The organism is Acinetobacter sp. CS-2 (genome assembly GCF_016599715.1).
Taxonomy (GTDB): domain Bacteria; phylum Pseudomonadota; class Gammaproteobacteria; order Pseudomonadales; family Moraxellaceae; genus Acinetobacter.
Window position 1 is genome coordinate 1,608,279 of record NZ_CP067019.1, and the last position, 20,240, is coordinate 1,628,518.

18 protein-coding genes and 1 pseudogene are annotated in these 20,240 nt (G+C 40.3%); 6 read left to right on the forward strand and 13 right to left on the reverse strand.

Annotation, left to right across the window (positions count from 1 at the left end; all coding sequences use genetic code 11):
- Window positions 1–24 precede the first annotated feature (24 nt).
- From JFY49_RS08100 to JFY49_RS08110, 3 genes are all read left to right on the forward strand, one after another.
- On the forward strand, window positions 25–768 hold the full coding sequence (locus JFY49_RS08100) for an SDR family oxidoreductase (RefSeq protein ID WP_166170072.1): 744 nt from the start codon (window positions 25–27) through the stop codon (window positions 766–768).
- Between the two features lie 261 nt (window positions 769–1,029).
- A complete protein-coding gene (locus tag JFY49_RS08105; protein ID WP_200224759.1) occupies window positions 1,030–1,740 on the forward strand; it encodes an SGNH/GDSL hydrolase family protein in 711 nt (236 codons plus the stop codon).
- Window positions 1,741–1,770: 30 nt separating this feature from the next.
- Window positions 1,771–2,364: a uracil-DNA glycosylase family protein gene (locus JFY49_RS08110; RefSeq protein WP_200224760.1), complete on the forward strand. Its 594-nt coding sequence runs from the start codon at window positions 1,771–1,773 to the stop codon at window positions 2,362–2,364.
- Window positions 2,365–2,539: 175 nt separating this feature from the next.
- On the opposite strand, the gene JFY49_RS08115 is transcribed toward JFY49_RS08110, so the two are convergent.
- Entirely contained in the window at window positions 2,540–2,977 is a 438-nt protein-coding gene (locus JFY49_RS08115; RefSeq protein WP_180082196.1) for a hypothetical protein, read from the reverse strand.
- Window positions 2,978–3,302: 325 nt separating this feature from the next.
- Window positions 3,303–4,862 carry a phospholipase D family protein gene (locus JFY49_RS08120; protein WP_200224761.1) on the reverse strand — a complete coding sequence of 520 codons (1,560 nt, stop codon included), beginning with the start codon at window positions 4,860–4,862 and terminating at the stop codon, window positions 3,303–3,305.
- A 121-nt stretch (window positions 4,863–4,983) separates the two neighbouring features.
- On the opposite strand from JFY49_RS08120, the gene JFY49_RS08125 reads away from it, so the two are divergent.
- Window positions 4,984–6,099, forward strand: a complete 1,116-nt coding sequence (locus JFY49_RS08125; protein WP_086196977.1) for an S-(hydroxymethyl)glutathione dehydrogenase/class III alcohol dehydrogenase — start codon at window positions 4,984–4,986, stop codon at window positions 6,097–6,099.
- Window positions 6,100–6,179: 80 nt separating this feature from the next.
- On the opposite strand, the gene JFY49_RS08130 is transcribed toward JFY49_RS08125, so the two are convergent.
- Together JFY49_RS08130 and JFY49_RS08135 are read right to left on the reverse strand one after the other, a co-directional pair.
- The gene (locus tag JFY49_RS08130) at window positions 6,180–7,385 is read right to left on the reverse strand and encodes an aromatic amino acid transaminase (RefSeq protein ID WP_180082198.1); all 1,206 of its coding nucleotides are present in this window, start codon (window positions 7,383–7,385) and stop codon (window positions 6,180–6,182) included.
- Between the two features lie 149 nt (window positions 7,386–7,534).
- Window positions 7,535–8,236, reverse strand: a complete 702-nt coding sequence (locus JFY49_RS08135; RefSeq protein WP_001223318.1) for an IS1-like element ISPa14 family transposase — start codon at window positions 8,234–8,236, stop codon at window positions 7,535–7,537.
- Between the two features lie 567 nt (window positions 8,237–8,803).
- Between JFY49_RS08135 and JFY49_RS08140 the strand changes: the two genes are divergently transcribed.
- A complete protein-coding gene (locus JFY49_RS08140) occupies window positions 8,804–9,865 on the forward strand; it encodes a 3-deoxy-7-phosphoheptulonate synthase (RefSeq protein ID WP_180042584.1) in 1,062 nt (353 codons plus the stop codon).
- A gap of 332 nt (window positions 9,866–10,197) precedes the next feature.
- Complete coding sequence (locus tag JFY49_RS08145) at window positions 10,198–11,394, forward strand: PilT/PilU family type 4a pilus ATPase (RefSeq protein WP_200224762.1); 1,197 nt, start codon at window positions 10,198–10,200, stop codon at window positions 11,392–11,394.
- Window positions 11,395–11,549: 155 nt separating this feature from the next.
- Here the strand turns inward: JFY49_RS08145 and gcvH are convergent, their stop codons facing one another.
- The 9 genes and pseudogenes from gcvH to JFY49_RS08190 form a co-directional block, all read right to left on the reverse strand.
- On the reverse strand, window positions 11,550–11,924 hold the full coding sequence (gcvH, locus tag JFY49_RS08150) for a glycine cleavage system protein GcvH (protein ID WP_200224764.1): 375 nt from the start codon (window positions 11,922–11,924) through the stop codon (window positions 11,550–11,552).
- Between the two features lie 71 nt (window positions 11,925–11,995).
- On the reverse strand, window positions 11,996–13,024 hold the full coding sequence (locus tag JFY49_RS08155; protein WP_180042582.1) for a helix-turn-helix transcriptional regulator: 1,029 nt from the start codon (window positions 13,022–13,024) through the stop codon (window positions 11,996–11,998).
- A gap of 108 nt (window positions 13,025–13,132) precedes the next feature.
- A complete protein-coding gene (locus JFY49_RS08160) occupies window positions 13,133–13,582 on the reverse strand; it encodes a MaoC family dehydratase (protein WP_200224765.1) in 450 nt (149 codons plus the stop codon).
- Window positions 13,582–15,435: an ABC transporter ATP-binding protein gene (locus tag JFY49_RS08165; protein WP_200224766.1), complete on the reverse strand. Its 1,854-nt coding sequence runs from the start codon at window positions 15,433–15,435 to the stop codon at window positions 13,582–13,584. The genes JFY49_RS08160 and JFY49_RS08165 overlap by 1 nt, the downstream gene beginning before the upstream one ends.
- Before the next feature lie 201 nt (window positions 15,436–15,636).
- Window positions 15,637–15,899: pseudogene (locus JFY49_RS08170) on the reverse strand (IS5/IS1182 family transposase); the annotation flags it as partial.
- Between the two features lie 114 nt (window positions 15,900–16,013).
- Window positions 16,014–17,435, reverse strand: coding sequence for a cryptochrome/photolyase family protein (locus tag JFY49_RS08175; protein ID WP_180176404.1), 1,422 nt, complete (start codon window positions 17,433–17,435; stop codon window positions 16,014–16,016).
- A 92-nt stretch (window positions 17,436–17,527) separates the two neighbouring features.
- Entirely contained in the window at window positions 17,528–18,784 is a 1,257-nt protein-coding gene (locus JFY49_RS08180) for a mechanosensitive ion channel family protein (protein WP_200224767.1), read from the reverse strand.
- Window positions 18,785–18,998: 214 nt separating this feature from the next.
- Complete coding sequence (locus tag JFY49_RS08185) at window positions 18,999–19,535, reverse strand: DUF2058 domain-containing protein (protein WP_180176406.1); 537 nt, start codon at window positions 19,533–19,535, stop codon at window positions 18,999–19,001.
- 14 nt (window positions 19,536–19,549) lie between these two features.
- Window positions 19,550–20,224, reverse strand: coding sequence for a YoaK family protein (locus tag JFY49_RS08190; RefSeq protein WP_200224768.1), 675 nt, complete (start codon window positions 20,222–20,224; stop codon window positions 19,550–19,552).
- Window positions 20,225–20,240: the final 16 nt, after the last annotated feature.

The following is a 20,240-nucleotide window of genomic DNA, read 5'->3' on the forward strand; positions in this document are numbered from 1 at the left end:
AAAAAAATAGCAAAGGAAGACAACATGGCAAAAACAATTTTAATTACCGGGGCAAGTTCAGGGATTGGTGCAGGTATGGCACGTGAATTTGCACAAAAAGGCTATAACCTTGCCATCTGCGCCCGTCGTTTGGAACGTCTGGAAACATTAAAACAAGAACTGGAAAGCAAGTACAGCGTAAAAGTCATAGCCAAAACCTTAGATGTGACCCATTACGATCAAGTCTTTGAAGTGTTCCGTGCATTTAAAAAGGAATTTGGTACCATTGACCGTATTATTGTCAATGCTGGGGTGGGTGAAGGTCGCCGGATTGGTAAAGGTAATTTTGAAATTAACAAAGCCACTGTCGAAACTAACTTTATTTCAGCTTTGGCACAATGTGAAGCTGCGGTTGAAATTTTCCGTGCGCAAAATGCAGGGCATCTGGTGATGATTTCATCTATGAGCGCTATGCGTGGCATGCCGAAACATTTAACCGCGTATGGAGCAAGCAAAGCCGGAGTAGCTCACCTGGCTGAAGGCATTCGTGCCGAGTTGATTGATACCCCGATTAAAGTCACCACCATTTTCCCAGGTTATATCCGTACAGAACTGAATGAAGGTGCGAAAAAACTGCCTTTTGAAGTGGATGAAAAAACCGGTTCGCATTTACTGGTCAAGGCCATTGAAAAAGCACCAGTTAAAGCTTATGTGCCACAGTGGCCCTGGTTACCTTTAGGCTTGGCCATGAAAGTATTGCCACTGAAACTGGTCAATAAGTTGGGTTAATTTTAGGATTCTAAAAAGCTCATTCAATGGGCTTTTTTTATACGCTGGAAAACATTGTAAAACTAAGCTCGATAAAAAATAACATCATCAGCAGATTCAGCAGATTCAGCAGATATCGACCACCCTCAACCCTAGATTATTACTGACCTGATGTAGCACATTCACTATTTAATTAGATGAAACTTATTGTAATTTAAGTCAATGCTTCTCACCCCATAAACTCTTATATTGATGCAGATATCATCGTGAATCTTATTTTGTATGCTGTTAAAAATTTCAACCATCGTTCTGATTCCATCCCTGATTATTCAAGGCAATGCCGTTAAGAAAAATACTCTACGTTTAGCAGAACCAGAAGGACAACGTCAGGGGACAGTTGGAACTGGAAAAATGCTGTCTATTTTAATTTTAGGAGATTCGGCTGCGGCTGGAGTCGGTGTTGCAACTCAGGAAGATGCTTTACTCGGTGCAGTGCTGAAGCAGTTAAAAGATGGCTATGAAATCAGTTATCAACTTGAAGCTACCACTGGTCATACCAGCGGACAAGTGATTCAGACGGTAAAGAATATGCCCAATCAACACTTTGATGTGGTGATTACCTCAGTCGGTGTAAATGACATTACCAAACTGATCTCACCTAAAGACTGGATTCAAAAGCAGCAACAACTTTATGCAGAAATTAACCAGAAATTCACGCCTGAATTAGTTATTGCATCTGGCGTGCCACCGATGAACATATTTCCTGCATTACCTCATCCACTGGCCTGGTTATTTGGACAATATGCCAAAGGCATGAATAAAAATCTTACGAAATTTGTTCGGCAGAACGGCAATATGCAATGGATTGAATATGATTTGCAACGTTTTAAAAGCCTCAATCTGGAAATGGCAAAGGATGGTTTTCATCCCAGCAAGGAAATTTATACACTTTGGGGTGAACAGGTTGCAGATAAAATTCGTCAAATGTTTTAAATTAAGCTGAAGACGGATAAATAGACTGTTATGAGCACCGAACCAAATATTGAAACCCATCCACTGGAACCTTTTTTACCACCAGATGCTAGATTGCTGATGATGGGTAGCTTTCCACCACCTAAAGCCCGCTGGAAAATGGAGTTCTATTATCCAAATTACCAAAATGACATGTGGAAAATTTTTGGTTTGGTATTCTTTGGCAATAAAGAACATTTTTTAGATATTGCCAATAAAAATTTCAAGGAACAGCAGATACGTGATTTTTTAATGGAAAAAGGCATCGCAATTTTTGATACGGCGTACCAAATTATCCGTTTAAAAGGCAATGCTTCGGATAAATTTCTGCACATTGCTCAAGCAACTGATTTAAACAAGCTGCTACAGCAGATTCCTGAGTGTAATAGCATCATGACAACTGGAGATAAAGCAACCGATACCTTGATGCTTTCAATGCCAGAACATACTGAAAAACCGACAATTGGTCATGCCTCAAAAACCTACTTTGCGGAACGTGAATTGACTTTATATCGGATGCCATCTTCATCCCGTGCTTATCCACTTGCTTTGGAGAAAAAGGCCGAAGCTTATGCTCAGTTATTTAAGGAAATAGGCTTACTGTAAGTAAGTTATGTAAATCAAGACTTAATTAAACGCATCCAAAGAGCTGACTGTATTTCGTCCATTTTAGGCTGTGCTGGAAAAAGTTTTTGATATCTTTACGAATGTCATCGAAAACTTTTCAAATGATAAATAGATTTAAAAAGGAATTTAAGTGATTCAGAGTAGGCCAGAAAAGTTATCCATCATATTCCACATAGTCCCATAAATTTAAACGGGATTTAATCTCTTTACGGATATTCGGCAACATTGGCAGCAGGGTTCCGTCAATCCACAGGCTTAAGGCCTGAGCAGAAATCACCTGCTGATTGGCATCTATAATTTTTGCGCCTTTGACCATCACCAGAGTTTCTTCACTCGCTGCTGTTTCAATGCCTTTAAACAGGACTTGGAGTTCAAAACCGGTATCTTGAATCAGCCATTCCAGTTCCAGCTGCACATTTTGATTGGATTTTAAAATGGCCTGACCTTCAATTAATTCAGAATCGGACTGGCAATCATGCTCTACACGAACTTTCGCTAAAAACCAGTCTTGGCGGCCTAAATCGTCCAGCGTTTTATACGGGGTTAAAATATCACTTAAATTAAATTGACGGCTTAAATCAAAAAATTGCATTGCAGAAGGTCACGATTGGGAGAGAGCTGAGTTAAAAACTCGAAAAATGGCATGTTAAATCAAATTAAGAAACGAGTAAAATCATTGTGTTGATTGATCTAAAATATATATAAATAACATTTAATTTCTTATAAGTCTTTGCAGAAATATTCATCAGGGAAGTGCCCAGTCTGATAGATGAGACAAGCCAGATTATAGACTTGCAGCTTTTATTAAGGCGGGTTGTGTAGATTCATGAGCACAATATGATCTCGTGCTGATCTTCCAGTACTCGATGATTTAGAAAGACAAGGCCTGTGTGTGTTTTAATGTCATTAATTTGTCATTACATCATCCATTCAATGGGGAGATATGACACCGCTTGCATGCTAAAACGCTGAAATCTGGTCGATTGGGGATCATGTGAATACTCTGTGCGAGTTCCATCTTTATGATGCTCTATCCAAATCACTTCACCTTGTGGATTAAGTTTTAATTCATAGGCAATAAGCGGTAAGTATTTATCTAAAGAGTCGGAAATTTGTTGTTGTAAGATAGTGGATTCGACCATCAGTCCTACTTCGCTATTTAAATTGGCGGAACGAGGATCAAAATTGGCAGAACCAATAAACACCATGCCATCTATATCCAAAAACTTGGCATGCAAACTGGAGGCATTTTTCCCCTTAGCTGGAATGACGTTACCTGTCATCACTTCATACCAGGTCCGTTTATTGCGTTCTATATAGGGCTTAAATTCATATAATTTTATCCCGTTTTTCAGTAAATCATGGCGATATTGTCTATAAAAGGCATGGACCAAAGGAACGTCATTGGCAAGGAATGAATTGGTCAGCACTCGAACATTCACGTTGTTTTGGGCTAAACTGGTTAAATAATCCCTGCCTTTTTTTGTGGGGACAAAATAGGCAGAGACCAGCTCCAGATGCTGTTCAGGTTTTCCCACAAGCTGCATTATTTGACGGTAAATCAGTTGATTATCCGATGCCTGAGCGCGAATTTTATCGGGTGAATCTGCGACAAAATGTGCTTTTGCCCAGTTAATCGGACGATCTTTTAGATGTTCAGTGATCTGTTTTTCAGCCAGTTCAATCCGCCTTTTTAGCTGGTCTTTTTGTAAGGCAGTCAGCTCATAATATCGACGTAATTTGGCAAGCTGTTCTGGACGACTTTTACCCAACAGCAGGGGTATAGGATAACTTAAATCATCACTCCAAAAGTCCTGAAATACTTTGTTGGCATGCTTCACCGCAGTGCCATAAAACAAAATGTCCATATCGGTAAACTGGAAAGACTCACTGGCTTCAAAGTATTCACGGCTAATGTTGCGGCCACCGGTCACCGCTATGGCACCATCGGCAATAATCAGCTTGTTATGCATACGGCGATTAATTTGCTTGAAACGAAAAACATAATCAAACACGCGCAGTTTTCTGGCTCTAAAGGTATAAGGATTAAAGATTTTAATTTCAAAATTGGGATGCTGTGCCAGTTGTTTTAAGGTTGCATCGAGTTGAGAACCGTTCTGGTCATCAATCAACAAACGGATTTTGACCCCACGATCAGCGGCTTTGAGCAATTCAGCCAGCATCAGATGGCCAATCGAGTCATCTTCCCAGATGTAATACTGCAAATCGATATTATATTGTGCTTTATTAATCAGATGCAGCCTTGAAGCAATACTGATAAAAGCATCATCTAAAGCAAGATAGGCGGTGAGGCCCTGGTTAATTTGTGTATCTACATTGGAACCGTTTAACCAGTGCTCGGCATGCACCTGAATGGGAGACTGCTTTTTGGATTCATTCATCGGCAAACTGCACCCCGTCATTGTAAAAATTGTAACAGCAAACATGACAGCATGCATGGATGGTCTAATCTGCATAATTGTTATGAAGTCATAAAGTTATAAGTACATATTATCATCATGTTATAGGTTGAATCCGACAATAAAAAGAGGTTACTGTAGCTCATCTGTTAAAGAACCCAAAAAGGATAAATTATTCATGAAATCACGTGCTGCAGTCGCATTTGGTCCAGGTCAACCGCTCCAAATTGTTGAAATTGATGTTGCTCCGCCAAAAGCAGGTGAGGTTTTGGTAAAAATTAGCCATACCGGTGTATGTCATACCGATGCCTTTACGTTATCGGGTGATGATCCTGAAGGCGTGTTTCCTGCAGTATTGGGCCATGAAGGCGCTGGTGTGGTGGTCGAAGTTGGTGAAGGCGTAACCAGCGTAAAACCGGGGGATCACGTTATTCCACTGTATACTGCAGAATGTGGTGAATGTTTATTCTGTAAATCGGGTAAAACCAACCTCTGTGTAGCGGTTCGTGCAACTCAAGGTAAGGGTTTGATGCCAGATGGCACCACACGTTTTTCTTATAATGGTCAGCCGATTTACCACTATATGGGTTGCTCAACTTTCAGTGAATATACCGTGGTCGCTGAAGTCTCTTTGGCAAAAATTAACCCTGAAGCGAATCATGAGCATGTGTGTCTGCTGGGTTGTGGCGTAACCACAGGTTTAGGTGCAGTAAAAAATACCGCCAAGGTTCAGGAAGGAGATACCGTCGCTGTATTTGGTCTGGGCGGTATTGGTCTGGCTGTGGTGCAAGGTGCCAAAAAAGCCAAAGCCAGCCGCATTATTGCTATTGATACCAATCCTGAAAAATTCAAACTGGCTGAACAGTTTGGCGCGACAGAATTTTTAAATCCAAAAGATTATGACAAACCGATTCAGGAAGTGATTGTTGAAAAAACCGGTTGGGGTGTAGATCATTCTTTTGAATGTATTGGCAATACCAATGTGATGCGTTCTGCACTGGAATGTGCTCACCGTGGTTGGGGACAATCCATCATTATTGGGGTAGCCGGTGCTGGTCAGGAAATTTCAACCCGTCCATTCCAGCTGGTCACCGGCCGTACCTGGAAAGGCACCGCTTTTGGTGGAGTGAAAGGCCGTTCACAATTGCCAGGTATGGTAGAAGAAGCAATGAAAGGAGATATTCAGCTTGAACCTTTTGTTACTCATACCATGGGACTGGAAAAAATTAACGAAGCCTTTGAGTTAATGCATGATGGTAAATCGATTCGTACCGTGATCCATTTTGAAGACTAAACATTCTCAAATAAAAACGAAATAAAAAACGGGCAGATTGCCCGTTTTTTTTATATCAGCCTAAAGAAATTCGGTCCAAATTAAGCAGTGGCTTTAATGACTTCAGCAATCGATTCCGCCACATAATCAATATTGCTTAAATTCAGACCCGCAACACACATACGGCCACTACGCACCAGATAAATGCCGTATTGATCTTTGAGAATATCGACCTGTTCAGCACTCAGCCCGGTATAGCTAAACATGCCTTGCTGTTTGACCAGATAGCTAAAATCTCGTTCCGGTAAGGCCAGGCTCAGTTTATCTTTTAAAATGTGACGCATTTGAATAATACGTTCTCGCATTTCTTGCAGTTCAGCTTGCCACTGTGCAGTCAGATCAGCATCATTCAGCACATTATCCACCAACAATGCACCGGTCGTAGGTGGGCTTGAGTAAATACGGCGTACTGTTGCCTTTAATTGTCCTAACACTTTTTGTGCAGTGGCTTGATCATCACAAACAAATGTCAGACCGCCTACACGTTCACCATACAGCGAGAAAATTTTAGAGAATGAATTGCTGACAATAAAGTTCATTCCAGCCTGATCGAGTGCGCGAATCGCATAGGCATCTTCTTCTAGTCCTTGACCAAAACCTTGATAGGCAATATCCAAGAAGGGAATCAGATCCTGTTGTTTTAGTACAGCAATCACCTGATCCCATTCAGCAGGTGTCAAGTCTGCACCCGTCGGGTTATGGCAACATGGATGTAATAACACAATACTTTTTGCCGGTAGCTGGCTCAACTTTTCTAGCATCGCTGGCACATTGACGCCATTGGTTGCTGCATCAAAATAAGGGTAGAAGTGCGAGTGAATACCAGCACCATTAAAAATGGCAATATGATTTTCCCAAGTCGGTTGGCTAACCCAAACATCAGATTCAGGAAAATATTTTTTCAGAAAATCCGCACCAACTTTAAGCGCGCCAGAACCGCCTAAGGTCTGGATGGTCACCGCGCGTCCATCACGGCGCGCCGGACTATTTTCTCCCAATACCAGCGCTTGAGTAGCCTGATTATAAGGTTTTAAGCCATCCATCGGTAAATACAGCTTAACCTGTTCATTGCTTGTTTCAATATTCTTATACGCTGCTTTGACCGCTTCAAGTTGAGGCACAATATTGTCTTCATTGTAATAAAGCCCAATACTTAAATTCACTTTTTGTGTCCGTTCATCTTTAGCAAATTCTTCCATTAAAGAAAGAATCGGATCACCTGCATACGCATCAACATGTTGGAACATGAATACATCCTTCGTTATATGGAGTAAAACAAATCAAGCCTTCGGTATAGAATACATTTTATCTTTTAATGCCAATGGATGGTCTTTTATTTTGATAGAAACTGCTCAGCAGTTGAAATATTGGTGGTGTTTCAAAAAGTATGCTGACATTAAATGAAGCCATTATTGATGTAAAAAAAGGTTAAGTCGAAAGCTTTAAAATGGTTTTCAATCTTTTTTGAAAAATTACAACTCCTTCTAAAACCGCGCCTAATTCGATGCCTTATTTTGCAATTATTACCTTCAATACCTACAGTAAAAAATTTACCAATACTTTGCTTGCAGTTTTTAAAAGCAGTTATGAAACTGTCCCAATGATCACTTGCAATTCGGGTGTAGTGAATACCTAATTGTTTAAGCTTTGTCTTCAATCGTTGAACTGTAGCTAAGTCTCTTTTACCCCAAACATAAGCAACAATCTCACCTGTTTCTCGATGGTAGGCGTAAATAAGCCATTGTTTATTATTTTTATTTCCCACAAAAGTCCAAAACTCATCAACTTCAAGAGACTCATAATGACTTTGTTTAGGCTGAATTTGGTAGGTCGATTCGGTTAAAGTACGTAAAACTTTACCGATACTGATTCGCTCAACTTCAGCGATATCTCGTATACCACTACCTCTGACCATCAACTGTAATATTTTTCGAGTAATGCCTGAATTACATCCTAGATAGCTCAGAGCATGGTCACCAATAAACTGACGTTTACAGTCTTTGCACTGATAGTTTTGTTTCCCATCTACTTTGATGCCATTTTTCTTTATACTGTCACTGAGGCAGGTTGGACATTTGATTTCTAGAGTTATTCGCATTTCTCTATTTTATCAAAATTCAACCTGCTTTGTTTCAGCATACTTTTTGAAACACCACCGAAATATTAAAAAATTATCTAAAGCACGTTAACAATAGAAAAGGATTAGATTTTAAGTTAGAAGCCAAGTTTTATTTGTAAACAATGTATAAGTAAAAGTTTAATGATTGATGTAGTTTTATTTTAAATAAAACTATTGTCAAATATGGCAATACAGCGTATTTTAATTTCAAGATACATACTTTTTTGAAGAAATAAAGATGTTAAAGCAACCTGTACTCTCAAACGCGACTTATTACTTTTGGCAATTTAGATAATTGCCTGAATGCGTTCGGGCAAGAAAAGGTTGCCCACCAAGTTTATAACCTGATCGGGCAACCCTGATCAGGTTTTTTTTATATCTTATTTTTTATATTTTGGGAGTTTAGACATGCAAACATTAAATTATTCATACTTTAGCAATTTTTATTGGTTTTACTTTAGTCAATTGATGACTCTTCACACGCAATCCATTAGACCCATAACGCTCAAATAAAAGATTGGACTGAATAGTCCCCAGGAAAGACCAATGAATGCTTTAAATACTGCTTTACAACAAACTCAAACAACTGCAAAAGAAACCATTTTAACTTTGCCTCACCAATTGAAGGCACAATTGCCATTATCGAATAAATTGGCGCAACAAATTGCTGCGCAGCGTCAAACCATTGAAAATATATTGGCAGGCAAGGACCATCGTTTGATGGTGGTGACAGGCCCATGTTCGATTCATGATCCCGTGGCTGTACTTGAATATGCGCATAAATTACAACAATTACAAAGCCAGGTGTCAGATCAGATTTTCCTGGTGATGCGTGCCTATATTGAAAAACCGCGTACTACCATAGGCTGGAAAGGCTTCCTGTATGACCCAAATTTAGATGGCTCATCCAATATGCAATTGGGACTAGAAAAATCACGTGAGTTGTATCTACAAATTATTGAAATAGGTTTGCCGATTGCTTCGGAAATATTAAGCCCAATGGCGACTGCGTATTTCGATGATTTACTGGCATGGGGTGCTATTGGTGCACGGACCAGTGAATCTCAGATTCATCGTGAAATTTCCAGTCATATGCCATACAGCATCGGTTTCAAAAATGGCACCGATGGCTCCATTCAAATTGCACTGGATGCTATTCAATCTGCATCACATCCACATCAATTCCTGGGTCTGGGCCAATCCGGTTTACCGTGTATTTTAGAGTCGCAGGGCAATCCAAAAGCACATTTAATTTTACGCGGTGCAAATTCAGGTCCCAATTACCAGCTGGCGGAAATTGAAAAGATCAAAGAAAAATGCAAAGGTGAATTACCGGCTTTGGTGATTGACTGCAGTCATGGCAATAGCCACAAAGATCCGCTTTTACAGCCCGAAGTACTGCGTACCATTGTGGCAGAACGCAAGCAAAATCATGTTCGAGGCGTAATGCTGGAAAGTCATCTTGTCGATGGTCAGCAAAAGATTTCTTGTGAGATGACTTATGGTCAGTCTGTAACAGATGGCTGTCTGGGTTGGGACAAAACCCTGCAACTTTTGCTGGAGGTAGCAGATTCACTACGTGTTTCACAGTTAAAACGTAGCGCCTGATTTTCTATAAAAAGTTTATCGATGATCAATAATCTATAAATAATGTTGTGATAAAGCCCCTGAATTTAGGGGCTTTTTTCTTGTATAGATCTATTTTTGTTATCTGGTTAATTTTAAACCACGCGTTTATTGATGGTGTATGCAATTTCTATTCATACTTTTAACCAGTTAAAAATAACAAAGTTGAGTACTTTACTATGTTTATGCACAATAGGGAAAAATAGTAATCAATAAAACATGAATTGTTTCTTCACGACTGAGATAAGCATTTAAATAAATTAAACCAATTTCAGTATGCGTGGATCATAGAAACAATTCTCATCGGGGAATATATGTATAGTACGGAATTACTGGAAGAAGCACGTAAAATGATGTTCCATATGCTGACTAAGGTGGTGGAATATGGCGGCTCAGATTTATTTATTTCAGCAGATTTTCCACCGAGTATTAAACATCAGGGCTTAATGAAACCGCTTGGCCAGCAGGCATTGACTGCCGACAAGACCAAGTTGTTTGCCTATAGTTTAATGAATGAAAAACAGAGGCATGAGTTTGAAACCGAGCTGGAATGTAATTTTGCCATTAGTGTTCCCAATGTTTCGCGCTTTCGTGTCAATGTATTCCAGCAGCAATTACATGTAGGGATGGTAATACGAACCATTACCGCAGAAATTCCAAATTTTGACCAGTTAAAGCTTCCCGAGTCCTTAAAGCATGTGATGATGGCAAAACGCGGTCTGATACTTGTGGTCGGTGCTACCGGCTCGGGTAAATCGACTTCTTTAGCCGCCATGATTGATCATCGTAATGAAAATTCTGCCGGGCACATTATTACCGTGGAAGATCCGGTGGAATATGTGCATAAGCATAAGAAATCGATGATTACCCACCGCGAAGTCGGCGTGGATAGTCATTCATGGCACAATGCCTTGAAGAACACCTTGCGTCAGGCACCGGATGTTATTTTAATTGGTGAAATCCGTGATACCGAAACCATGGAACATGCCATTGCCTTTGCCGAAACCGGACATTTATGTTTAGGTACTTTACATGCCAATAATGCCAATCAGGCGCTGGATCGAATTATCAACTTTTTCCCGGAAGAACGTCGCAATCAATTGCTGATGGATTTATCTTCCAATATGAAGGCGATTATTTCACAGCGTTTGGTGCGTACTGAAGATGGACGTGGACGTCGTGCAGCCATTGAAATTTTGTTGAATACACCTTTAATTGGAGATAATATCCTGAAAGGCCAGTTTCATGAACTCAAAGAAATCATGAAGAAATCCCGTGAATTGGGCATGCAAACTTTCGATCAGGCTTTATATGATTTATATAATGAGGGTGCGATCAGTTATGAAGAAGCATTGCGTAATGCCGACTCCATGAATGAATTGCGCTTGCAGATTAAATTGAAAAGTAACCGACAGGATCAAACGGTTCCAGGTTCAGCTGCATCATTCAGTATGCTGCAAGATAAAGATCCGGAAGAGAATCAAGCTAAGATAGGACCGGAAACACCTTAATAATAAATGTCTTAAGTCAGATACTTTTTTATTAAAAAATTTGAGCTTTATTTTTCAATTTGCTTTTTCAAAGATTATTTTTTTAAAAGAGTACTGCATTTTTCTGACGATAAAAAAATCAGCCTTCAAGGCTGATTTTTTTATTTAAAGCAGTATTACAAACCTGCTTCATATTCACTACTGGAAAGCAGTTTTTCTACATCCGCCATGTTGTCTGGCTTGATTTTATAAATCCAGCCTTTGCCATAAGGGTCATCATTGACAAAATCAGGATCATCTTCAAGTGCTGAGTTTACTTCAACCACTTCACCTGAAACAGGTGCATGAATATCAGAAGCCGTTTTCACCGATTCAACTACGCCTGCCTGTTCACCGGCAATCATTTTCTGACCCACTTCTGGCGCTTCAACATACACCAGGTCGCCCAAAGCATCCTGTGCATGGTCGGAAATCCCAGTAATAACCAGATCACCTTCAATTTTGACCCATTCGTGTGTACTTGCGTACTTTAACTCTGAAGGGTGATTCATGGATGACTCCTTTAAAATATTCAAATCATTTTTGCCATGTTTTATACATGTTTTTTGATAAAAACAAAAGTTTATAGATAAGGATCTTTACGCCAATTGCTTGGACTACGCCCACTCCAACGCTTAAATGCACGGCTGAAATTGGCGACATCGCTATAACCAATTTCATCGGCAATCTGCTCAAGCGTGTAATCAGTACGTGACAGCAGGGAAGTGGCATGCCGATAACGTACTTCATCCACCAAGGTAGAAAATGAGGTGCCTTCAGCTGCCAGTTGGCGTTTCAGGGTACGATCTGACATATGCAGCCGATCTGCCACATTTTCAATACTTAAATAATGCTGTTCAGAATTGGTCAAAATGTCACGCACCCGCATGGCCAGGCGGCGACGTTCGCCCAAGGCAGACAGTTCAGCTTCACACTGGTTAATCGCAATCTGGCTGGCAATCGGGTCAGCATTGACCATTTTCAAGCTCAGATATTTTTTATCAAAGCTGCTTAATAGATGTGGCTGTTCGAAACGGAACTGATGCGATGGAAATTTTGCCATGTAACGTTCAAAACCGGACGGTTTGGGAAAATCAAAATCAATCTCCCCGGACAGGTCCTCACAACCGGTCAGGGCTTTGGCCATGGTAATAATGCCAAAGGTCAGGGCAATGGCAATTTCAGTACGTAAGGGTTCAATATCAAAATCACACTGCAACTGTAAGGTCGCTTTTTCACCAAAGGTGGAAAAATAAAGTTGTAAAAATGGCATACGTAGCTGGATAAACCGGTTCGCCAGTATCAGGGCATCAGTAATGTCATGTGCCGTCATAATGGCATAACCAATAAAACCATGAATCGAGATACGCATCTGGGTGCCCAAATGGAAACCCAGTGTCGGCTCGCCAGTTAAACGTAGTGCATGCTTGACCAGTTCATTGGCAACTGGTGTCGGAATACGAAAGTTGGGGTCTGCCAACTGTTCACTGTTTAAATGAAATGGGGTGAAGAGTGCTTCAGCAGTGTAACCCCAACGGGATACCACATCTAACAGCAGCAGTCCATAAACACCCGGTATGCCTTGATCCTGTCTTGGAGAAATCGTTTTCATGCGCCATCCATTGCATTCATTCGTTTTTCTATTTGTAGATGCCATATTGGCATGAGTTGAAACAGTATTCGATTAAAATTGTTGGACAATATTTTTAAAGTCTGAAAATTATTCAGGCTGAACATCTTTTTTAAAGACCACAATTTTAGTGGTTGAAATAAGTAATACATCATGGTTCTGATTGAATGCCTGAGTCACATAACTGACTATAGCTCGGTCATTTTTACTTTTTGATGGCGTAATTGCCACAATTTCGACCTCGACATGAATCTTATCGCCAGGACGGGTCGGACGCGGCCAGCGCAGGCTGGACTCTGAACCAATCAAACCATAAGCGACCGGAAAACACTCAGTCCATAAACGCATGGTAACTGCACAGGTGTGCCAGCCACTGGCAGCAATGCCCTGAAAAACAGGATGTGCTTTGGCCTCATGTTCATCAGTATGAAAAACTTGAGGATCATAAGCATGTGCAAACTGTTTGATTTCTTCTAAGGTCATTTCATATTCACGGCTAATGAAACGATCACCCACTTTTATATCTTCTAAATACAGCATCAATACATATCCTTTTTCTTCAATGCCTGTTGTTCGATTAAAAAACTGCCCGTCTGTCTTTGCCACAAATGTGCATAAATACCACCCAGCGCAACCAGTTCTTCATGCGTGCCTTGCTCTACAATGTTACCTTCATCCAGCACAATCAAACGGTCCATTTGTGCAATGGTGGATAGTCGATGGGCAATCGCAATCACGGTTTTACCTTGCATCAATTCATCCAGACTGGATTGAATTGCCGCCTCTACTTCAGAATCTAAGGCACTGGTGGCTTCGTCTAAAATCAGAATTGGCGCATCTTTTAAAAACACCCGGGCAATGGCGATACGCTGGCGTTGACCACCCGATAGTTTAACACCGCGTTCCCCCACATAGGCTTCATAGCCAGTTTTGCCACGCAAATCAGTGAGCTGTGGAATAAAATCTTCCGCCTTGGCTTTGCGCACGGCTTCAAACATCTCTTCATCTGTTGCATCGGGACGGCCATATTTAATATTTTCAGCCACGGTACGATGTAACAAAGAGGTATCCTGAGTTACAAAAGCAATATTTTTACGCAAACTGTCCTGAGTCACATCTTGAATATTTTGACCATCGATCGAAATACGACCTTGGTTAATATTATAAAAATGCAATAACAGTTGAATCAGGGTCGATTTTCCTGCACCAGAGCGGCCGACAATGCCAATTTTTTCTCCCGGTTTAATGGTTAAATTAAAATGATCAATCACATTTTTATTCTGATAAGCAAAACTGACATCTTCAAATTTAATTTCACCATGCTGTACCTGTAAAGGTTGTGCATCCGGTTTGTCCTGAATGTGAATTGGCTGTCCCAAGGTTTTCATACCATCCTGAATGGTTCCGACATTTTCGAACAGTGCGGATGACTGCCACATCATAAATTCGGCAATACTGTTGAGTTTTAAAATCATGGCGGTCGTTGCAGCAATAATACCGAGTTCGGCCTGACCGTTGATCCATAACCAGATGGCGGTACCTAAAACGCCACCATATAAAACCACACTGAGTAAATTGATGCTGATCTCATACTGTGTGCCCAGGCGCATTTGTTTATATACCGTGATCATGAAATCTTGCATGGATGCTTTGGCATACTTGCTTTCACGCCCAGCATGTGCAAATAGTTTCACGGTTTGAATATTGGTGTAAGCGTCGGTAACACGACCAGTCATGACTGCACGGGCATCGGCCTGCTGGCTTGAAATCTGGCTTAAACGTGGAATAAAAAAGCAGGCAGCACAAATAAACAGTACCAGCCAAAGCAGCAGAGGCAAAATCAGCAACGGAGAAATTGCCCCCAGAACCAGACTGATCGTGACAAAGTAGATCAGAACATAGGCAAGCATATCACCCAAAATCACCCAAAATTCACGTACCGCCAGTGAAGTCTGCATTACTTTGGCAGATAAACGTCCGGCAAAGTCGTTGTGAAAAAAGTCTAGACTTTGCTGTAACAGTAAATTATGGAAACGCCAGCGTAAACGCATGGGAAAAGTACTGTATAAAATTTGATGCTTGATAATAGACTGTATATTGGCAAATAAGATATTGGCCAGCAGAATGCAGCTCAAGATCGTAAGATTTTGGCTATGTTCAGCCAAAAAAGTGTCTGGTTGACTCTTGCTTAGCCAGTTCACCAAATCACCGATTTTAGAATAAAGAAAGGCTTCAAAACTTGCAGCAGCTGCAGTAAACAGCACCAGCAACAATAAATAAGGGCGCACACCTTGAGCGGCTTGCCAGACAAAAGGGAAAAAACGGGTAGGAAGTGGTTCGTTTAAACCTTTGGATGGATAAGGATCGACGAGTTTTTCAAACCACTGCAACATGCGAATTTCCTTGAGTAAATGGCTGTTAGGTTGAATATTATTGCAACTTCAATAGTATAAATAATAATTTAATGAATATCTAAAAGTCTGATTAAATCAGTAAACTTTTCATTTTAACGGCTTTGTTACATAAATATTTAAAAGCTGAATTTACTCCAAATCATTAAAATTTAGGAGATCACTTGGGTATGAAGGTCTACCTCACTGGGTAAATTTGTTCAGTACAGCCACACATACATGAATTTCATTAACCTGGCTTTGAAAATGTCTTGAAGTTAATTGATCACCTAACAATTTGATACAGTGCATTTTGGCGTCATCTAAACTTCGTCGATGATAGCCCCCGATCATTTTTTTCAGAAAATTCTACCTGAGAAACACTGCTTCGCAAGATTAATGGTTTGAATTAATTCATTTCGATCAATTGAACTGATTTTAGAATCTTTTTAGGGCTTGGCATTCTTTTAGGTGGATTCTCCTCAGCACCTTAGAGCAGCATTCAACTGAAACGATTTGTAGATTGCAGTAGTTTTGGGTCTCGCCCTGATTGAACAGGGCGATTCTTTAATATTTCCAAGTCAGATTGCCTTAAACGCCTCTATGGCACGCTTGCGCGATAAGCTTAAATCCACAATTGCCCGTGGGTAATTTAATTTTCGCACCTGTGGGTAAGCATAAGGATCATGGATTTTTTTTGCATCCAGATGTGCCAGTTCCGGTACCCATGTTCGGATATAATCGCCGTTTTTATCAAACTTTTGCGATTGGGTGATTGGGTTGAAGATTCGGAAATAGGGTACTGAATCGGTTCCCGTTGAAGCACACCATTGCCAGCCACCATTATTTGCGGCCAAATTGCCATCAATTAAATGCTGCATAAACCATTTTTCACCCAGACGCCAGTCAATCAGCAGGTTCTTGGTTAAGAACATTGCTGTAATCATACGTACCCGGTTGTGCATCCAACCGGTTTGCAGCAACTGACGCATACCCGCATCTACAATGGGAATTCCAGTCTGACCTTGTTGCCAGGCATGCAGGTCTTGCTCAGCATTACGCCATTGAATCTTCTCAGTATTGCTTTTAAAAGGTTTATGTTTGGAAACGGCAGGAAACTGATAAAGAATGTGTTGATAGAACTCACGCCACAACAATTCATCCAGCCAGGTTTGTTGTCCCGCATTGTCTATATGAAAATGACCATTTTGTTTTCTAAACACGGCTCGTAAGCACTGCCTGATTGAAACCGCACCGATATTTAAGTAAGCAGACAATCGGCTGGTTGAATTAAGATCAGGAAAATCCCGTTCCTGTTGATACTGCTGTATTTTAGAGTCAACAAAATGATTCAAAATATTCAGTGCATAGTCTTCCGTTACCGGCCAAAGCTGCTGTAACTGATCTGATACAGAGCTTTGCATATATGTTGATGCACTGTTTTTCGTTTTTTCTGATTCCAGGTTCAGCGCTATTTTTTCCTGCTTTGCCACTGCTGGATAACATTGCTGTAGGCCAATGCCAAGTAATTCATAACAGCGTTTTTTAAACGCACTAAACACCTGATAAGGCTGATTAGATTTATTTGTGATTGAACCGACAGGAAAAATCGTCTGGTCATGATAAAGCTCAAGCGAAATCTGATGCTTTTCCAGATTTTGTTGCGTTTGGGCATCTCGTTTTAATTCATTCACTCCAATTTCAATATTGGCATGTACAGCGTCAATACCAAGTCGCAGACAAAGCTGCAGCATCTCATTGGGGACATCTTTCCATAAAGGAATGTGCTTGATCAGCAGTGGAATATTTAGCTGATTGAGCTGTGATTTTAGCGTTTCCAGTTGGCGTAAATAAAATATTTGTTTGGCAGGGCTGTCATCATGTCGTTGCCATTGCTCAGGTGAGAGAATCACCAAGGCAACACAGTTTCCAGATTGAGCTGCATGCCAAAGTGCAGCATGGTCTTGTATACGCAAGTCCTGTCGAAACCATATTAATTGCATGAACGGGGGATGCCTTATTTTCAGTTGAATCATTCAAGTACAAATAAGAATAATAGCAATACGTTTTAACTATTGCATCAGCCCGTTTGTTTTTAAAGTTCGGCTTGATCTGCTGAACGTGCCGTGAATTGCCTAAAATCAGCACCGGATGGTGCCTGATAAACTCTTAAACCAAATTCTGGGACAATTGCAATCAAATGATCAAAGATATCAGACTGTATCGCCTCATAATCTTTCCATACTGTCGTATTTGCAAAAGCATAAATTTCCAGGGGTAAACCTTCACTGGTCGGTTGTAATTGTCGAATAATCAGCGATTGATTTTGCGCGATGCCTGAATGCTGTTTTAAGTAAAACTCAACATAGGCGCGGAAGGTACCTAAATTGGTTAAACGGCGCTGATTGTATAAAGATTGGTTCGAGAGTTGCTGGTTAAAGCTTTCCAGCTCATCATGTTTGCTATTTAAATATTGATCCAGCAATAAAAAATCTTTTAGTTTTTGCTGCTCATCTGGTGTCATGAAATGCACACTACTTTGATCAATAAAGATGGACCTTTTGATGCGGCGCACTCCAGCATACGCCATACCGCGCCAGTTTTTAAAAGTATCTGTTACCAGCTTATTGGTTGGAATAGTGGTTAGGGTTTTGTCAAAATTTTGCACGGTAATGGTATGTAATGACATATCAATGACATCACCGTCGGCATTCAGTGAAGGCATTTCTATCCAGTCACCAATTCGCACCATGTCATAAGATGAAATTTGTACTGATGCCACCAAGGAGAGAATGGTATTTTGAAATATCAACATCAATACTGCTGCCATGGCACCAAAACCTGCTAGCAAGGTAAAGACATCTTTTTTGAGGAAAGTACCTAAAATCATCAAGCCACAGACAATAAAGATAATCAGCTTAACCAGCTGTAAATAACCTTTAATCGGTTTGTTTTTTGATTTGGGATTACGTTGATAAACTAGATTGAAAATACTTAAAAATTCACTGATGGCTAAAGCAAGGGTGAGAAAAATAAACGCCTGTGCTGCCATTTGAATTAAAACAGTTACTTTTTCTGAAAGATGGGGAACAGTGACAATACCATTCATAATCACAATCGCTGGCACAATGCTTGAAACCCGGCGGATAACACTATGCTGGGCAAAAATGTCCTGATTGACAAATTTCATCTTGGAAATCAGTTGGCGGATACCACGAACCACGACTTGCTTGGCAATAAAATTTGCCAGGAGTGCCAGTAAAATTAAAATACTGAGAGAGGTGAACATTTCTAGCCATGGATAGTGATCTGACCAGTCCTGAATATTTTGTATGAATGCCAATTGTTCCAAAAAATTATCCTGAATTTTTTAAATTATGGAATAGTGTATAGCGTTATTTTTTGATTATTATAAAGATAACGTTTTATATACACGAACTCAAATAAAATTCACCAGCTGGGCTGATGCTGAAATTACTTAATTTCTTATCATTATTCTGTTCTTGTTATCTATGCCAATACGAATACTGGCATAGTGAATTCCTTCAACGATTGATGAACTGGACTTACCACATTAAATCATCAGGAATGACGTAGGCTGCATATGGATCGTCTTCATCGGTGGTCTGTTCATTCTTTTCAGAATTGTTGACAATAATGAAGCCTTCCATCTTGTCGTTAATGCGCTCTGCCAAGGCTTTAGGCAAAATGGCATAACTATCTGCTTCTTTTGCAATAATGAGTGAACCTGCAACCAGCGCATTGTAAATCTGCTGATTGAGATAAATCTTTTTGACTTTATTGTCATCAATAAATTGATAGGCAACTTCGCCATCGGTGTCTTTAATTTTGTGCTGATTGATCATTTGCACAATGGCAGCTTTTAATTCTTTACCCTGTAACAGGCGTTTTTTTTCTAAATCCAGCGCCTGATCGCGAGCCAGCTTTTCTTGCTGGTCTTGAGCAATTTTGGCCTTTAATTCAGCTTCATTGCTTTGTCCGGTACGTTGCTCATGTACTGCCTGTTTTGACAGTTTTTTAGCCTTTTTATTATCGACTAAACCCGCTTTTAGCAATTGAGCCTGTAATGCATTTTTGACCATAATAAATTCCGATATTACTCTTGAGTCTGCCGATAACGATAATAAATAACCCAATAAATCAAGCTAAGTGTCCAGCTTAACATCACTGGGACGAGGTAGGCATGCAATTTTAAATAAGGATAAATCACGCTGGCAAGTAGACCGCCAATGAAAAATCCAAATAAAATGAGCAAGTGCAGAATAATACGTCTACGTTCTACTTTTAGTCCCCGTAACTTGTAGCCTAAAGCCAAGCCCAAATCTGTCAAAACACCCGATAAGTGGGTTGTACGAATAATCGTACCTTTATAATGACTGACCATAGCATTCTGGATACCCATGGCACCACATGCCCAGAGTAAGGCATAACGCGGGAAATAGGGAAGTAAAAGCCAACATAACAGGATAAAAAAAGCCACCAGACTTAAAGGAAAACCGTAGCGGCGTCCTAACTTAAACTGACTATTTCCGAGTATAAATCCACTATAAAATGAACCAATGACATAGCATAGAATAACCAGGATTAAGTAAAGGATGTGTTCAGGTTGCCACTTGAGTAAAGCCATGGCCAACATGCTGACATTTCCGGTCATATGGGAAACGGACTGATGCAGCACGGTCACCAGTCCGAGAACGTTAATCATTCCTGCATTGACTGCAAGAAAAAAAGCCCCTAATTGAACCCAGAGCGGTAAAGTTTGAAAAGGCATAACGTCACAAAAAAAA

Bases quoted from the DNA above. Each gene is read 5' to 3' on its own strand.
- JFY49_RS08105 (WP_200224759.1), top strand. From the start codon at position 1,030: ATGCTGTTAAAAATTTCAACCATCGTTCTGATTCCATCCCTGATTATT.
- JFY49_RS08125 (WP_086196977.1), top strand. From the start codon at position 4,984: ATGAAATCACGTGCTGCAGTCGCATTTGGTCCAGGTCAACCGCTCCAA.
- JFY49_RS08185 (WP_180176406.1), bottom strand. From the start codon at position 19,535: ATGGTCAAAAATGCATTACAGGCTCAATTGCTAAAAGCGGGTTTAGTC.
- JFY49_RS08140 (WP_180042584.1), top strand. From the start codon at position 8,804: ATGAATGCTTTAAATACTGCTTTACAACAAACTCAAACAACTGCAAAA.
- gcvH (WP_200224764.1), bottom strand. From the start codon at position 11,924: ATGAATCACCCTTCAGAGTTAAAGTACGCAAGTACACACGAATGGGTC.
- JFY49_RS08100 (WP_166170072.1), top strand. From the start codon at position 25: ATGGCAAAAACAATTTTAATTACCGGGGCAAGTTCAGGGATTGGTGCA.
- JFY49_RS08160 (WP_200224765.1), bottom strand. From the start codon at position 13,582: ATGCTGTATTTAGAAGATATAAAAGTGGGTGATCGTTTCATTAGCCGT.
- JFY49_RS08120 (WP_200224761.1), bottom strand. From the start codon at position 4,862: ATGCAGATTAGACCATCCATGCATGCTGTCATGTTTGCTGTTACAATT.
- JFY49_RS08115 (WP_180082196.1), bottom strand. From the start codon at position 2,977: ATGCAATTTTTTGATTTAAGCCGTCAATTTAATTTAAGTGATATTTTA.
- JFY49_RS08165 (WP_200224766.1), bottom strand. From the start codon at position 15,435: ATGTTGCAGTGGTTTGAAAAACTCGTCGATCCTTATCCATCCAAAGGT.
- JFY49_RS08190 (WP_200224768.1), bottom strand. From the start codon at position 20,224: ATGCCTTTTCAAACTTTACCGCTCTGGGTTCAATTAGGGGCTTTTTTT.
- JFY49_RS08155 (WP_180042582.1), bottom strand. From the start codon at position 13,024: ATGAAAACGATTTCTCCAAGACAGGATCAAGGCATACCGGGTGTTTAT.
- JFY49_RS08110 (WP_200224760.1), top strand. From the start codon at position 1,771: ATGAGCACCGAACCAAATATTGAAACCCATCCACTGGAACCTTTTTTA.
- JFY49_RS08175 (WP_180176404.1), bottom strand. From the start codon at position 17,435: ATGCAATTAATATGGTTTCGACAGGACTTGCGTATACAAGACCATGCT.
- JFY49_RS08145 (WP_200224762.1), top strand. From the start codon at position 10,198: ATGTATAGTACGGAATTACTGGAAGAAGCACGTAAAATGATGTTCCAT.
- JFY49_RS08130 (WP_180082198.1), bottom strand. From the start codon at position 7,385: ATGTTCCAACATGTTGATGCGTATGCAGGTGATCCGATTCTTTCTTTA.
- JFY49_RS08135 (WP_001223318.1), bottom strand. From the start codon at position 8,236: ATGCGAATAACTCTAGAAATCAAATGTCCAACCTGCCTCAGTGACAGT.